Source organism: Pseudomonas sp. 2024-210 (genome assembly GCF_045062345.1).
GTDB lineage: Bacteria > Pseudomonadota > Gammaproteobacteria > Pseudomonadales > Pseudomonadaceae > Aquipseudomonas.
Genome location: NZ_JBJGEJ010000008.1, coordinates 20,544 through 35,975, shown reverse-complemented (window position 1 = coordinate 35,975; position 15,432 = coordinate 20,544). Strand labels below are relative to the sequence as shown.

General features: G+C 56.8%; 14 protein-coding genes. 5 read left to right on the top strand and 9 right to left on the bottom strand.

What is annotated here, in order from left to right; genetic code table 11:
- Positions 1-102: 102 nt before the first annotated feature.
- Both ACI7MX_RS13215 and ACI7MX_RS13210 read right to left on the bottom strand, forming a co-directional pair.
- Complete coding sequence (locus ACI7MX_RS13215) at positions 103-876, bottom strand: enoyl-CoA hydratase-related protein (RefSeq protein WP_405589160.1); 774 nt, start codon at positions 874-876, stop codon at positions 103-105.
- Between the two features lie 30 nt (positions 877-906).
- Positions 907-1,845, bottom strand: coding sequence for an iron-sulfur-binding ferredoxin reductase (locus tag ACI7MX_RS13210; protein WP_405589163.1), 939 nt, complete (start codon positions 1,843-1,845; stop codon positions 907-909).
- Positions 1,846-2,192: 347 nt separating this feature from the next.
- Between ACI7MX_RS13210 and ACI7MX_RS13205 the strand changes: the two genes are divergently transcribed.
- Entirely contained in the window at positions 2,193-3,716 is a 1,524-nt protein-coding gene (locus ACI7MX_RS13205; protein ID WP_122783088.1) for a fumarate hydratase, read from the top strand.
- A 248-nt stretch (positions 3,717-3,964) separates the two neighbouring features.
- Here ACI7MX_RS13205 and yiaY read toward each other — a convergent pair whose 3' ends face one another.
- A complete protein-coding gene (gene yiaY, locus ACI7MX_RS13200; RefSeq protein WP_405589167.1) occupies positions 3,965-5,113 on the bottom strand; it encodes an L-threonine dehydrogenase in 1,149 nt (382 codons plus the stop codon).
- Positions 5,114-5,250: 137 nt separating this feature from the next.
- Between yiaY and ACI7MX_RS13195 the strand changes: the two genes are divergently transcribed.
- The 4 genes from ACI7MX_RS13195 (at position 5,251) to ACI7MX_RS13180 (ending at position 10,537) form a co-directional block, all read left to right on the top strand.
- Entirely contained in the window at positions 5,251-6,276 is a 1,026-nt protein-coding gene (locus ACI7MX_RS13195; protein ID WP_405589169.1) for a DUF4917 family protein, read from the top strand.
- 105 nt (positions 6,277-6,381) lie between these two features.
- Positions 6,382-6,921 carry an RNA polymerase sigma factor gene (locus ACI7MX_RS13190; RefSeq protein ID WP_405589172.1) on the top strand — a complete coding sequence of 180 codons (540 nt, stop codon included), beginning with the start codon at positions 6,382-6,384 and terminating at the stop codon, positions 6,919-6,921.
- The gene (locus ACI7MX_RS13185; RefSeq protein WP_405589175.1) at positions 6,918-7,868 is read left to right on the top strand and encodes a FecR family protein; all 951 of its coding nucleotides are present in this window, start codon (positions 6,918-6,920) and stop codon (positions 7,866-7,868) included. Before ACI7MX_RS13190 ends, ACI7MX_RS13185 begins: the two co-directional genes overlap by 4 nt.
- Before the next feature lie 119 nt (positions 7,869-7,987).
- A complete protein-coding gene (locus tag ACI7MX_RS13180) occupies positions 7,988-10,537 on the top strand; it encodes a TonB-dependent hemoglobin/transferrin/lactoferrin family receptor (RefSeq protein WP_405589178.1) in 2,550 nt (849 codons plus the stop codon).
- Between the two features lie 336 nt (positions 10,538-10,873).
- On the opposite strand, the gene ACI7MX_RS13175 is transcribed toward ACI7MX_RS13180, so the two are convergent.
- The 6 genes from ACI7MX_RS13175 to ACI7MX_RS13150 form a co-directional block, all read right to left on the bottom strand.
- Entirely contained in the window at positions 10,874-11,176 is a 303-nt protein-coding gene (locus tag ACI7MX_RS13175) for a ribbon-helix-helix domain-containing protein (protein ID WP_314488896.1), read from the bottom strand.
- A gap of 15 nt (positions 11,177-11,191) precedes the next feature.
- Positions 11,192-11,773 (bottom strand): DJ-1/PfpI family protein, encoded by a 582-nt coding sequence (locus ACI7MX_RS13170; RefSeq protein WP_122783081.1) that lies wholly within the window; start codon positions 11,771-11,773, stop codon positions 11,192-11,194.
- A 115-nt stretch (positions 11,774-11,888) separates the two neighbouring features.
- Positions 11,889-13,106, bottom strand: coding sequence for a class I SAM-dependent methyltransferase (locus ACI7MX_RS13165; protein ID WP_405589182.1), 1,218 nt, complete (start codon positions 13,104-13,106; stop codon positions 11,889-11,891).
- Between the two features lie 106 nt (positions 13,107-13,212).
- Complete coding sequence (locus ACI7MX_RS13160; protein WP_405589185.1) at positions 13,213-13,827, bottom strand: TPM domain-containing protein; 615 nt, start codon at positions 13,825-13,827, stop codon at positions 13,213-13,215.
- 28 nt (positions 13,828-13,855) lie between these two features.
- Complete coding sequence (locus ACI7MX_RS13155) at positions 13,856-14,590, bottom strand: TPM domain-containing protein (RefSeq protein ID WP_314488885.1); 735 nt, start codon at positions 14,588-14,590, stop codon at positions 13,856-13,858.
- Between the two features lie 177 nt (positions 14,591-14,767).
- Positions 14,768-15,328, bottom strand: coding sequence for a LemA family protein (locus ACI7MX_RS13150; RefSeq protein ID WP_405591912.1), 561 nt, complete (start codon positions 15,326-15,328; stop codon positions 14,768-14,770).
- Positions 15,329-15,432 lie beyond the last annotated feature (104 nt).

The window sequence follows — 15,432 nt, the reverse complement described above, 5'->3', positions numbered from 1 at the left end:
TAACAGGCCGTAACCAAAAGCCTCGCTTGAGAGATCAAGCGGGGCTTTTTTCATTTGAACCCAAGGTCACTGATTGCGAGTGAGCGCTAGGCACACCGCCCATTAGCCCCCTCTTACTCCGGGTGAGGGTTGTTTGTTCACAAACCCCGACAACGCCGCCACCGCTTCTGGCGAGTTCAAACGCCGAATAAACAACCAGCTCTCATCTTCAATCACTTGCCGCAATTGCTCACGCACAGGCGCTTTCATCAAACGTTTGCTGTCCTGCACCGCCGCCGCAGGCAAGCGTGCCAGGCTGTGCGCGGCTTCGCGGGCTTTTTCAATTGCGGCATTTCCCGTGGGCAATGCCGCATTGGCCAGCCCCCACTCGGCCGCCTGCCCTCCACTGAAGCCTTCGCCCAGCAACAGCAACTGCGCCGCCCTCACCGGCCCTACCACCTGCGCCAGCAACACACTTGAACCAAACTCCGGGCTGAGTCCCAAATGAACGAAGGGCATGCGCAAACGTGCATCTGCGCTGACATACACCAGGTCGCAATGCAGCAATAAGGTTGTGCCGATACCCACAGCAGCACCCGCGACAGCCGCGACAACCGGCTTGCGACATTCCAGCAGGCTGCGCATAAAACAGAACACCGGGCTTTGCATGTCCACCGGCGGCTGCTGCAGAAAATCGCCAATATCGTTGCCACTGGTGAAGCACTCAGCGGAGCCCGTCAACAGCACCGCATGCACCGAGGCATCGGCATCGGCCTGCTCCAGCGCCTTCGCTAACGCGCTGTACATCTCGCGGGTCAGCGCGTTTTTCTTGTTCGTGCGATTGAGCTGTAACGTCAGCACTGCACCTTCGCGTTCAACAATAATGTTCTGATTCATATCCGCCCTCACCGCTTATAAAATCAGCGCTCAACTGCGTGTCAGAAAAGCATCTGCCAAGAGTTGATTGCGCCCCAGCCCGGCCAGAAATAACTGTTTGGCGAATGCCTCGACACCGTCGGGATGCCCACAGACTAGAGCGTGGGTTCGACGGGAGACAAGACGCATGCGGACTAGAAAATCAGGCAACTGCCGGCGTTCCAGGAACTCAAGTTCGATGTTGGGGTGAATGCCCGCCAAAGACAGCAATTCATTTTGCAGGTAGTGCTCCTGCTCATCGCGCGCCACATGCACCACACGGATCGTGCCTTGATGATCCTGTCGCAGTGCCTCGCGCAATACACCAAACAATGGCCCCAGCCCCGTACCGCAGGCCAGCAGCCAAAGGGGATGGTCTTGCCAGTCAGGATCGTAGCGCAAGGCCCCGCCCCGCAACTCGCCCAAACGCAGCGCATCACCCACTTTGAATGCTCTGGCCGCATCGGCGAATTCACCGGGATGAGCACAATCGAGGTGAAACTCCAGAAAGCGATCCTCTTCCGGCAGGCTGGCCAGCGAATAAGGTCGAGCAATGCGGCTTTCAGCCCACAGCACCACATGTTGCCCGGCGCGATAACGCAACGGCCGTTGCGGCGTCAGACGCAAGCGCAGCACACTGGGGCTGAGCCAGTCGAGGGCCTGCACTTGGGCAGGCATGCCATCACGCATAGGGTCAAACACCTCGACCTGTAGATCGCCGACCACCTGGCATTGGCAAGCCAGTCGCCAGCCTTGCTCACGCTGCACCCGGCTCAACGCTTCAGGTTTGAGGTCTGCCGGCTCACCTTGCACACAGCGCACCAGACACGCATGACAACTGCCCGCGCGGCAACTGTAAGGCACCGCTATACCGGCTTGATTCAAGGCATCGAGTAAATTGCTCCCGCTTGCAACTGGCCAGCATTGGTCGGCAACGTGTAGCTCGGGCACTCTGGCCTCCTGATTCGTAGCAGTTGCCGAAGGCTACGTTCGATTGCGCAGCGATCGTAAGAACTGAAAGTGCGGTCTGAATGAAAGTCCGCGATGGCTGATTCTACGACGGCTTCGCCATCGAACGTAGCCTTCGGCAACTGCTACGGTTGATCCGGTCCACCCCCCTACCTTCGTTTGACACCCGGCGGGTGTATCGCGGGCTAGGCCGGGTTATACTGCCGCGCCGTTTTTGTACCGGTCATGCGTGCCGGTAGGCCTAGCAAAGATGTTTTCGACAGACCGAAGCACCAGGTCGCAAACACCTTATTGATTGTATGTTCCCGTCTTATAAAGGAGCGCGACCCATGACCGTGATCAAGCAAGACGACCTGATTCAGAGCGTAGCTGACGCCCTGCAATTCATTTCCTACTACCACCCCGTGGACTTCATCCAGGCCATGCACGAAGCCTACCTGCGCGAAGAATCGCCAGCGGCCCGTGACTCGATGGCGCAAATCCTGATCAACTCGCGCATGTGTGCCACTGGCCACCGCCCGATCTGTCAGGACACCGGCATCGTCACCGTGTTTGTGCGTGTGGGCATGGACGTGCGCTGGGACGGCGCCACCATGGGCCTGGACGACATGATCAATGAAGGCGTGCGTCGCGCTTATAACCTGCCAGAAAACGTCCTGCGCGCATCGATTCTGGCCGACCCGGCTGGCGCTCGCCGCAACACCAAGGACAACACCCCGGCCGTTATCCACTATTCCATCGTTCCGGGCAACACCGTGGAAGTGGACGTCGCCGCCAAGGGTGGCGGTTCCGAGAACAAGTCGAAAATGGCCATGCTCAACCCGTCCGACTCGATCGTTGACTGGGTGCTCAAAACCGTTCCGACCATGGGCGCGGGCTGGTGCCCACCGGGCATGCTGGGTATCGGCATTGGCGGCACAGCGGAAAAAGCAGCGGTGATGGCCAAGGAAGTGTTGATGGAGTCCATCGACATTCATGACCTGATCAAGCGCGGCCCGTCCAACCGTATCGAAGAGATGCGCATCGAGCTGTTCGAGAAGGTCAACCAACTGGGTATCGGCGCTCAGGGCCTGGGCGGTCTGACCACCGTGCTTGACGTCAAAATCATGGATTACCCGACCCACGCCGCATCCCTGCCGGTGTGCATGATCCCGAACTGCGCGGCCACCCGTCACGCCCACTTCGTACTCGACGGCTCCGGCCCGGCATCCCTCGAGGCACCACCGTTGGACGCTTACCCGGAAATCGTCTGGGAAGCTGGCCCGTCAGCCCGTCGCGTTAACCTCGACACCCTGACCCCGGAAGACGTACAGAGCTGGAAGCCGGGCGAAACCGTTCTGCTGAACGGCAAAATGCTCACCGGTCGTGACGCTGCGCACAAACGCATGGTTGAAATGCTGAACAAGGGTGAAACCTTGCCGGTGGACCTTAAGGGCCGCTTTATCTACTACGTAGGGCCGGTTGATCCAGTGCGTGACGAAGTGGTTGGTCCGGCAGGCCCGACTACCGCCACGCGGATGGACAAGTTCACCCGCCAGATTCTCGATCAGACCGGCTTGTTGGGCATGATCGGCAAATCCGAGCGTGGCCCTACCGCCATTGAGGCTATTAAAGAACACAAAGCGGTGTACTTGATGGCAGTGGGCGGCGCAGCGTACCTGGTGGCTCAGGCCATCAAGAAATCACGCGTGGTGGCCTTTGCCGAATTGGGCATGGAAGCGATCTACGAGTTTGACGTTAAAGACATGCCCGTGACCGTGGCAGTCGACAGCAAGGGCGAGTCGGTACACATCACCGGCCCGGCCATTTGGCAGAAGAAAATCAGCGAAAGCCTGGCGGTAGAAGTGCAGTAAGCACAGATTCGTCAGACACGAAAAGGCCGGGTTAATAGCCCGGCCTTTTTTTGCTTGTCAAAAACACCCTCACCCTAGCCCTCTCCCAGAGGGAGAGGGGACTAAAAGCAAAAGCAGATGTGCGCAACACCTCAGATCAGCTCTCTCCCAGAGGGAGAGCGACTAAAGGCAGAAGTAAATTCGCGCAACACCGCCAATCAGCTCCCTCTCCCTCTGGGAGAGGGTTGGGGTGAGGGAGCGTTATCAAATCAAAACGCATTCCGGAAAATCTCTTCAATCTGCCCCTGATCTGCCTTACGTGGATTGGTAAAACCACACGCATCCTTCAACGCATTGGTCGCCAGCAACGGAATATCATCCACTTTGGCGCCCAAATCCCGAAGACCTGCAGGAATGTCCACATCCTTGGCCAACGTCCTGATCGCCGCGATGGCCGCCTGCGCGCCCTCTTCCGGGCTCAAACCACGCACATCAGCACCCAGGGCATGCGCCACATCGGTCAGGCGAGACGCACAAACACTGGCGTTAAACGTTTGCACATGGGGCAACAGCACTGCATTACACACGCCGTGTGGCAAATCGTAAAAACCGCCCAACTGGTGCGCCATCGCATGCACAAAACCCAACGACGCATTGTTAAACGCCATCCCGGCGAGGAACTGCGCGTAAGCCATATTCTCCCGCGCGGTTAAATCCTTGCCATCATTTACCGCTTGGCGCAGATTCTGGCTGATCAACTCCATCGCCTTGATTGCACAGGCGTCGGTAATCGCTGTGGCTGCCGTCGACACATACGCTTCGATGGCATGGGTCAGAGCGTCCATTCCCGTCGCCGCTGTCAGGCTTTTAGGCATCGCCACCATCAGCTCAGGATCGTTGACCGACAGTAACGGGGTTACATTGCGGTCAACAATGGCCATTTTTACGTGACGTTCCTCATCGGTGATGATGCAAAACCGCGTCATCTCGCTGGCGGTCCCGGCCGTGGTGTTGATCGAAACCAGCGGCAGCTGAGGCTTGGCCGAGCGATCAACCCCTTCGTAATCACGAATATGCCCGCCATTGGTGGCGCACAGCGCAATCCCTTTGGCGCAGTCATGGGGCGATCCACCGCCCAGCGACACAATAAAGTCACACTGATGCTGCTTGAGCACCTTCAAACCCGCTTCGACGTTTGCAATGCTCGGGTTTGGCTTGGCTCCGTCAAAAATTACCGAGTCTATGTCCTGCTCTTCCAGCTTTTTAGCGATCAGTATGGCAACACCCGCCTTGGCCAACCCGGCGTCAGTCACGATCAAGGCTTTGCGAAACCCATAATTGCTGATAGCAGTCATGGCTTCATTCAGGCAACCGTTACCCATGATGTTTACGGCAGGAATAAAGAAAGTGCTGGTCATGGCGAGTCCTCTTGGCGGGTCACTGGCTAAATCGGTCCTCACAGCTTCCCCCAATCTGTATGCACCAATGTTGATCTGGCTCAACACATGAGCATGATAAAGTCCTACACCGCCCACGCCCTGAGACCCTATTAGCGATGACCCCTTTCCAGGAATTTGACGCCCAACTAGAAGACTGGAATGCCCTGAGCGCCAGCACGCCGTGCAGCGGGCTGCTACTGGGTAACGGTGCAAGCATGGCCGTATGGCACGACTTTTATTACGAATCACTGTTTGAAAAAACCAAAAGTATTGCCGAGAAGCCCCTTAGCCAAACCGAACTCAGCGTATTTGAGGCCTTGAGTACCCGAAACTTCGAGCAGGTGCTGAGCGCTCTTAAAACCGCGAGCAAGGTCAATAAAGCACTGGCTATCAACTCGGCCTCGCCGCGCAAGCGCTACTACGCCATTAAAGAAGCGCTGATCAACAGCATGCAGGATGTGCACATCCCTTGGCGCTTGATGCAGCCAGAGACGCTGACCTGCTGGAACGAAGCATTGGCGCGCTATTCCACCGTGTATTGCTCCAACTACGACCTGCTCACCCCCTGGGCCCTGATGCAGGCACCGAAAAATTTCAACGACCTGTTTGATACGACCGCCGCCACCTTCGAACTAAACACCGCACTGACCAAAAGCAAGGCCACCCGGGTGCTCTACCTGCACGGCGCCCTGCATCTGGTCAAAAATCAGGAAGGTAAAGCCCGCAAGCTCACCGGTACGCAACCCACGCTGCTGAGCAACTTTGCGATCAATCACTCAATCAGTGCGCTGGACGATGTGCCACTGTTCATCAGCGAAAGCAGCAGCGACGACAAGCGCAAATCCATCCGCCAATGCGACTACCTGTCCTTTTGTCATGAGCAACTGATGGCTCATAAAGACGCCCTGTGCATCTTTGGCCACAGTTTGGGCGAGCAGGATCAGCACCTGATCGACGCACTGCGCCAAGCCCCGCTGAAAACGGTGTGCATCTCTATTTACCCGCGCAGTGAAGCGTTTATTCGCTTCCAGAAAAATCACTACACGGCGTTATTTGCGGACAAAAATCTGACATTACGTTTCTATAACGCCAAAACTCACCCGCTGGGTTATCCGCAGCATTCGGTACCGTTAGAGGTGTAAACACGACCTGCATCAAGAGGTGATGCGCAATCAAGCGAGACAAACAGCAATAATTCTCGATACCATTCGCGACTTATTTGCATCGCAGTGTCCACAAGGATCTTCATGTCTCGCTTCAAACCCGACCCGCTGGTGGCCGAATCCTTTCGCGAGCTCTATACGCCGATTCTGCACTTCTTGCGCAAGCGAACCGATAACGCCAGCGATGCCGCTGACATGACACAGGATGTGTTCACGCAGTGGCTGGGTTACCAAGACCGGGCCAACGTCGAGCAGCCACGGGCGTTTTTGTTCCAGATGGCGCGCAACCTGCTGCGCGACCATTGGCGCCGCCAACAGGTGCGGCACTCCGTACACAACGGGCACATCGAGAGTGAACCCGAGCCGTTGAGCGACGACAAGGATGATCCGATGGCCGCTGCGCAACGTCTGCAACGCCTGGAACAACTCAAAGCGGTGTTGGCACAGCTCTCGCCCCGACGCCGTGAAGCCCTTATGCTGCACCGTTTCGAAGGTTTAAGTCAGGCGCAGATTGCCAAACGCATGGGTATCTCCGTCAGCATGGTCGAAAAGCACATTGCTTTCGCCTTGTTGCACTGCAAGCAACACCTCCAACGCGAAAGCGGCAAGGAGCAGCCAGAATGAGCCCTTTTCAATCCATTGATAACGACAGCATCGACGCGCAAGCGGCCCACTGGTTTGCCCGTAATCGCAACGAACACAGCGCACACACCCGCGAACAATTCAAGGCCTGGCAGACAAACCCGGCACATGCTCAGGCGTACAACGAATTTGAGACGCTATGGGCTGATTTGGGCGAATGTGAAGAACTGCACACCCCGCAGACCTTTACTGTAAAAAAACCCGTTCGGCGTGCGGCTGCTTTTATGCTGGCGACCGCCGCAGCGCTAGTGTGCGCGGTGTTTGCCGTCAACCTCGGCACTGCGCAGGCCCTGTATCAACAGCAGGTCGCCACTTTGGGCCAAGGCGCCAAGACCCTGAGCCTGCCCGATGGCAGTACCTTGAACGTCAACGCCAACACTCGGCTACGCATCGACTTTAACGCTCAGCAACGCGATATTTACCTCGATCAGGGCCAGCTCTATCTCGAAGTCGCTGCCAACAAAGAACAGCCGCTGGTGGTGCATGCCGGTGATGCCCGAATCAAAGTCGTGGGCACGAGATTTGACGTACGCCGCAGCGCACGCCAACTGGTGGTCAGTGTCGCCCACGGGAAGGTCGCATTTTCTCCCGCCCCCAACACCGCTACGCTGCTCGGCGCACAACAACGTGCCACCTATGACTTCGCCCAAGGCACGCTGCAAGAGCACACCCTCGGTGCCAATGAAATCGCCAACTGGCGCAGCGGTCATCTGGCCTTTCGCAATCGCGAGCTCGCCAGCCTGGTGGATGAACTGGATCTGTACCGCCCCGGCGTCATTCAACTGGCCCAAGGCCCACTGGGCCGGTACAAGGTTTCGGGCAATCTTGACGTTAATGATCCGCTGGCATTGGTCAAAGCGCTGCCCGCTCTGATTCCGGTCAAAACCGTACTGCTGGACAGCGGCAAAATCCGCATAGAACCTCGATAAAATACATATGCGAATATTTTGCATTCGCATATGTGGTTTTTCCCCGGTGCCGCGTCTTCTTCTGGTCTGCGTTGTTAGCGCACGTCTTTTTGGCCTTTGTTGCCGCACTGGGGGACTTCATGTTTCGCGCACCACATCACTTCTCACACGTATGCACACGCCCGACGCTCCTCGCCGTGTGCATGGCTATCAGCGTGCAAGCCCAGGCTGACGCAATCCAGTGGCAACTGCCGACGCAGTCACTGGCCAGTTCCCTGAGTGACGTGGCGCAGCAAGCCAATATCCAGTTGTTATTCGATGAAGACCTGTTGCGCAATGTGCAAGCTCCCGCCCTGAGGGGCACCTACAGCCCCCAAGACGCTATCCAGATACTGCTCCAGGGCACCGATTTCAGCTTGATTCAAGTCGACCGCACCTACGTGGTGCGACCCCGGGAAGAAGGCACTACCACCAGCAACAGCCTGGAGTTGAGCGCGTTGAGCGTGGTGGGTAATGGCAATGAAGTCGACTCCAGCAACGTCGGCAAATCGACCATGACACAAACCGAAATCAACCGTTACCAGTCCAACAACATTCCCAGCCTGTTGGCCACGTTACCGGGTATCAACTTGGGCGGCTCGCTTAAACCCGGCGGTCAGACCATCAATATCTGGGGCATGGGTGAAGCCGAAGACGTCCAGATGACCGTGGACGGTGCGACCAAAAGCGGTTTTGAACGTTATATGCAAGGCACGATCTTTATCGAACCTGAGCTGATCAAACGCCTTGAAGTCGAAAAAGGCCCGCACGATATTCACACCGGCAACGGCGGATTCGCCGGAGCCGTGCACATGGAAACCAAAGACGCTCCGGATTTGCTCCAAGAAGGTAAAAATACCGGCGCCATGCTCAAGTACGGCTACAGCAGCAACGACCATCAACAGGTCTACAGTGGCGCCGTCTATGGCCGCACCGACGATGGCCGCGCCGACGCACTGGTGTATTACACCAAACGCGATGGCGACGACATGAAACTGGCCGGTCATATGCCCGACCCGAAAAACGCTTACCCGATAAACCCCAAGCGCTTGCCCAACACCGCTCAGGATCTTGACGCACAACTGCTCAAGCTCAATGTGCACCTGAACGATGAACACAGCGTCGCCATGTCGTATTCACGCTCGAACAACTACCTGTGGGTGCCTTTTTCGGCGATCAGCTATCCCGCACCGCCGAGCCAGGCCAACATCGACAAATACGGCTATGACGTGGCAGCCCGGCGCTACTTGTCCAACCGTTCGACCATCGATACCACCTGGTCCACTCAATACAAATACGAGCCGATCGACAATCCGCTGGTGGATCTTGAGGTGAAGTTCTCGCACTCCAATACCGAACAAACCGACACCCGCGGCGAACAGGCTTTCTTCCAGCCCGCAACGGGCGGCCGCAAGATGGAAACCGGCTATACCGACGACATGCTCCAAGTCGAAAACATCAGTCTGTTTCCCACAGGTTTTTTAGACCATGCAGTGACCACCGGCGTGCAGTTTCGCAAGCATAAGCGTGACGTCGACATGTGGATGCCGGGCAAGTCCTACGAAGTGGAAAAATACAACTACGGCCACTACCAGCCCAACTTCATGCCCAAGGGCAAAGTCGATACCAACAGTTTCTACGTCCAGGACGCGATCACGCTCGGCAACTTCACTCTGACGCCGTCCTTGCGTTACGACCATGTGCGCAATCGTGGCGAGGAAAACGACGCGCCGTATTACAACCATCCGGAACTAGGTCACGATTACAGCGATAAAACCTACACCGGCTGGTCGCCGCGCCTGTCTGCTTTTTGGACAATCACGCCGAAAACTGCGTTGTTTATCAACTACAGCAAAACCTGGCGTGCTCCGGTCATTGATGAGCAATACGAGGTTCAGGCGCTGGGCAGCCGCACAGCGACCAGCATGGACTTGAAGCCCGAAGAAATTACCGGCTGGCGTGCAGGCAACATCACCAACTTTGATCAGATTTTTGGCGATAGCGACCACGCACTGATCCGTACAACGTTGTTTCAAAACACCGTCGACCATGAAATTTTCAAGGCCACGGGCGTAGGGTGTGCCGCTCAAACGCCCACAGGCAGCGTGTCCAAAGACTGCGGCCCGGGCAACATCCCGAACTACCGCAACATTGGCAGCGTCACCATCAAGGGTTTTGAAGTCGAAAGTTTTTACGACTCGACGTATGTATTCGGCTCATTGTCTTATGCATGGATGACCGGCAAACACGAAGGGGCCTATACCAACCCATGGGGGCCCAATGTCTGGGCGCGCGACATTCCGGCGCCTAAATGGATTGCTGTACTGGGCACTAAAATACCGGCGTGGGATGCGAAGGTGGGCTGGAAAGGCGAATTTGTTCGCAAGACCGACCGACTGCCGAGCGACAAGTACGGCAGCAATCCGCTAAGTGCGCTGGGTGACAGTTACTACGACCAATTCGCCAACGACGGCTATAACGTGCAAGGCCTGTTTGCCAACTGGACACCGCAGCAGCGTTACCTGAAAGGTACGGAGGTCAACTTCACCGTGGACAACCTGTTCAATAAGCGTTACCAGCCGATGCTCAGTGGCGATAACGCCTACAGCCAAGGGCGCAATGCCAAGATCAGCGTGACGCGGTTCTTTTAGAAGCACCCTTTAGAAGCACCCTCACCCTAGCCCTCTCCCAGAGGGAGAGGGAACTAAGAGCAAATGCAGATCTGCGCAATGCCACCCATCAGCCCCCTCTCCCTCCGGGAGAGGGGATTAAGAGCAAATGCAGATCTGCGCAATGCCACTCATCAGCCCCCTCTCCCTCCGGGAGAAGGGACTAAGAGCAAATGCAGATCTGCGCAATGCCACTCATCAGCCCCCTCTCCCTCCGGGAGAGGGGACTAAGAGCAATGTAGATCTGCGCAATGCCACTTATCAGCCCCCTCTCCCTCCGGGAGAGGGTTGGGGTGAGGGTAAGGCTGATCACCCGTTTCAGCCAGAACGCGAAACCACGCTCAGTGCGGGCACCTGCCCCCGGCGCTGACTGAGGTAGCGGGTGCAACTCACGCGCAGAAACGAGGCAAAGTTCACCACTTCACCCCGGTAATCCATCACTTCTTCATAGAGCTTGGCCACCAGTTGATTGGTGGTCATGCCATCCACTGCGGCAATCTCGCTGAGAATGTCCCAAAACTGGTTTTCCAGACGCAACGTGGTGACCACGCCACAAATACGCAATGACCGTGAGCGCGACTCGTAAAGAATCGGATCGGCTTTGACATAAAGTTCGCACATGGTCACGCCCTCTCGTTACAAAACGATCTTGGTGCCGAGCAGCACCAGAAAAGCCGCCAACCACGCCGGGTGCGCCGGCCAGGCAGGCGCTGTCGCCAAGTTGCCCTGCACGTGCGCCTTGGTCACGTCGATATCAATAAAGGTGCCACCGGCCAGACGCACTTCAGGTGCACACGCGGGGTAAGCGCTGCACTCGCGACCTTCGAGCGTCCCCGCCGCGGCCAACAGCTGCGCACCGTGACAGACCGCGGCAATGGGTTTACCCACTTTGTTGAACTCACGCACCAGCTCCAGGACTTTCTCATTCAACCGCAGGTATTCCGGCGCACGACCACCCGGCACCACCAGTGCGTCGTAAGCACTGGCCTTGACCTTGTCGAAATCAAAATTGAGGGCAAACAGGTGACCCGGCTTTTCGCTGTAGGTCTGATCGCCTTCAAAGTCGTGAATAGCCGTGCGCACGGTCTGACCCGCCGTTTTACCCGGACACACTGCATGCACGTGATGCCCCACCATCGACAGCGCCTGAAACGGCACCATCACTTCGTAGTCTTCGACGTAATCGCCAACCAGCATGAGGATTTTTTTCGCTGCCATTGTGCGTGCTCCTGTGGGGTGAACCTTGGGGAATTAAGAGTAGCCAAGGTACGCCCTGTGCGCCCGTACGGGTAATAGCCTGGTACTACGTACCCGCCAGACGCGACTTACAGGATTATTTGAGCAAACCATCCGCTTGCAGCAGCGTTTCGAGGCAATGTTCCTGAATGCTGTAGAACGCCTTCAACGCCTGAATCTTTTCCAGCAACTGCGTCGGGTCCTGGGGTTCGGCACGCTTGACCGCCAGAATCATTTTGTTTTTGTTGGTGTGTTCCAGCGAGATGAACTCGAACACTTTGGTGTCATAGCCACAGGCTTCCAGGTACAACGCACGCAAGCTGTCAGTGACCATTTCGGCCTGCTGACCCAAGTGCAGGCCGTACTGCAACATTGGCTTGAGCAACACCGGGCTCTGAATTTGCAGACGAATCTGCTTATGGCAGCACGGCGAGCACATGATGATGGCTGCTCCCGAACGAATCCCCATATGAATGGCATAGTCGGTGGCAATGTCGCAGGCATGCAGGGCGATCATCACGTCAATCGGCGTCGGCGCGAAGCTGCGCACATCGCCATGCTGGAACGTCAGACCGGGGTATTCCAGACGCTGGGCGGCGTTGTTGCATAAGGTCACCATGTCTTCACGCAGCTCAACACCGGTCACCCACCCTTCGGCTTGCAGGCTGTGGCGCAGGTAATCGTGAATGGCGAAGGTGAGATAGCCCTTGCCCGAACCGAAATCCACCACCTTGACCGGCTGATCGAGTTTGAGTGGCGAGTTGCTCAGGGCGTGGGAAAACACCTCGATAAACTTGTTGATCTGTTTCCACTTGCGCGACATCGCCGGGATCAGTTCTTGCTGCTTGTTGGTGACACCCAGGTCCGCCAGAAACGGCCGAGTCAGGTCAAGAAAGCGATTCTTCTCGCGGTTGTGTTCCGCTGACGGCAACTCACGCTCTTGCTGGCCTTTACCTTTAAACAGCGAGCTTTTGCCCTTTTTGCTGTACTCCAGCTGCACTTCGTCGGTCAGGGTCAGTAAATGCGCATTCTTGAACGATTCCGGCAACAGCGTGGCGATGTTGGCCACAGCCTCTTCAAGCGAAAAGTTTTTGGTGATGTCACGGGTCTTGTAGCGGTACACAAACGACAGGCAAGGCTGATCCTTGACCGTCACCTGCTTGATGATAATGCGCTGCAACTCAGCCTCAGGGCCCACGTACTTGGCCAGCACCAGCTTGATAAAGGAGTTTTGCGCCAGACTGGTCTCCAGCAGGCTCAAAAATTGCGCACGGTGATCCGGCGCAGACGGGGCGGTGGTAGCAGTCGCTGACATTGAAAAAGGTGCCTCGGGGGGTGCAGGAGGGAATATCAAAAAACAATGGCGGCTATTTTAGGCGTGTTAGCCGCCAGGAGCACGGGCTTATTTCATACGGCCACGCTTACAAGAGCACCAGGCGATTGGGCAATTGGTTGCGCGGCTGGGTTCTGGGTACGTGCTTTTCCAGCAATTCTGCGCAGGCATCGATGCAGGTAATAAAGCCTTCAGCCGTATGCCCAAGGGCAACACGGCGTGTGAAATCGCTGACGATCGTGCCCCAGTCGCTGTTATCCAAGTGCCGAGAGATACCTTCATCCACCAGGATTTCGACGTAACGTTCGGCCTCGCTGACAAAAATCAGCACGCCCGTTCGCCCTTCGGTGTGATGCAGCTTTTGTTCAAGAAACTGACGTCGGGCCAGGTTGCTGGCTCGCCAATACCGTACGCGAGGCGGGATCAAGCGAGTGGTAATCGCGGGAATACGAAAGATAAGACTGAGCAATACAAAGGTGGCCCACTGAGCCATCAGCAAGGAATAAATGGCCATGCCACTGTTCAGAACATGCAGCACCGCTGGCACCAGCAAGGCGATCAAGCTGGCCCAGAGCAACGGGATATAGCTGTAGTCATCCGCCCGCGGTGCCAGCACCGTGACGATCTCTGCGTCGGTGCGTTGCTCGGCGCGGGTCACCGCCTGCGCGACCTGCTGTTGTTGCTGTTGCGTCAATAAAGCCATAAGGGTCAATGCTCATTAAATAAGTGAGTTACCAGCCGCCTGAAGCCCCGCCGCCGCCAAAACTGCCGCCGCCACCGCGAAAGCCTCCGCCTCCACCGCCGCCGAAACCACCACCGCCAAAGCCGCCTCCACGGGTTCCGCCGCCGCCCGAGGTGCAGATGCCATAGAACTGGCACGCCGCCATGGCGAGGACGAACAACACAAACAACAGGACGACAATGCCGGGGTGTTCGCCCACAAAATCACTGCCAGCGCCTTGCTCGCTGGCGTACGCCACCGGCAAGGGATCACCGCCCAGCACCTGGAGGATAGCCGCCGTACCGGCGCTGATGCCTTGGCTGAAGTTACCGGCTTTAAAGGCCGGGGTGATGACCTGATTGATGATGACCGAAGATTGGGCGTCGGTGAGGCGGTCTTCCAGACCGTAGCCAACCTCTATACGCAGTTTGCGGTCATCGCGGGCAACGATCAGTAAGGCACCGTTGTTTTTATCCTTTTGTCCGATGCCCCATGCACGGCCCAATTGATACCCAAAGTCCTCAATGGGAACGCCTTGCAGATCCGGGACTGTGACCACGACCACTTGCTCGCCCGTGGCTTTTTCGTGAGCCTCAAGGGCTTGTGCCACCTGCTGACGCGTGGCGGGATCAAGCATCTGTCCCTCATCGACCACTCGACCGCTGAGTGCAGGAAACGTCAGCGCCTGCGCTGTGGCCAGACAGAACCAGAGCAACAGGCCAAACCCCGTTTTTGATAAGCGCATCAGCACCTCGAAGGTTGAAGATAAATCACATACTTCGTAGCAGTTGCCGAAGGCGACGTCCGATGGCGCAGCCATCGTAAAATCAACGATCGCGGCCTTTCAGGCACACCTCGCTTCGACAACTTACGACGGCTGCGCCCTCGAACGCAGCCTGCGGCAGCGGCTACAGACAAGCCATTAGAACTTCACTTCAGGGGCTTTGTCGGCGCCCGGGGTAGTGGCCTCGAAGGTCTGACGAACCGGCAGGTCGCTGTACATCACCGCATGCCATAGCCGACCCGGAAAGGTACGGATTTCGGTGTTATAGCGCTCAACGGCCAGAATAAAGTCGCGTCGGGCCACGCTGATGCGGTTTTCCGTGCCTTCCAGTTGCGATTGCAACGACAGGAAGTTCTGGTTGGATTTCAAATCCGGGTAACGCTCCGACACCACCATCAGACGGCTCAACGCTCCCGTCAGCTGATTCTGGGCATCCTGGAACTGTTTTAGTTTTTCCGGATTGTCCAGCGTACTGGCGTCGACCTGAATCGACGTCGCTTTGGCCCGTGCTTCAATAACGGCGGTCAAGGTTGCCTGCTCTTGCTTGGCTGCACCCTTGACGGTTTCGACCAGATTGGGGATCAGATCAGATCGACGCTGATACTGATTCTGTACTTGTGACCAGGCCGCTTTAACCTGTTCATCCAAGGTAGGAATGGTATTAATCCCGCACCCGCTCAGCACACTGGCGAACACCATCACGACGATGGCCTTCCAGCCCAAGGTTTTAACGCTCTGAATTCCCATGCTTGTGTCGCTCCGCCTGACTACATTGAGTTCATAGACACCGTGTATCCCGCAAA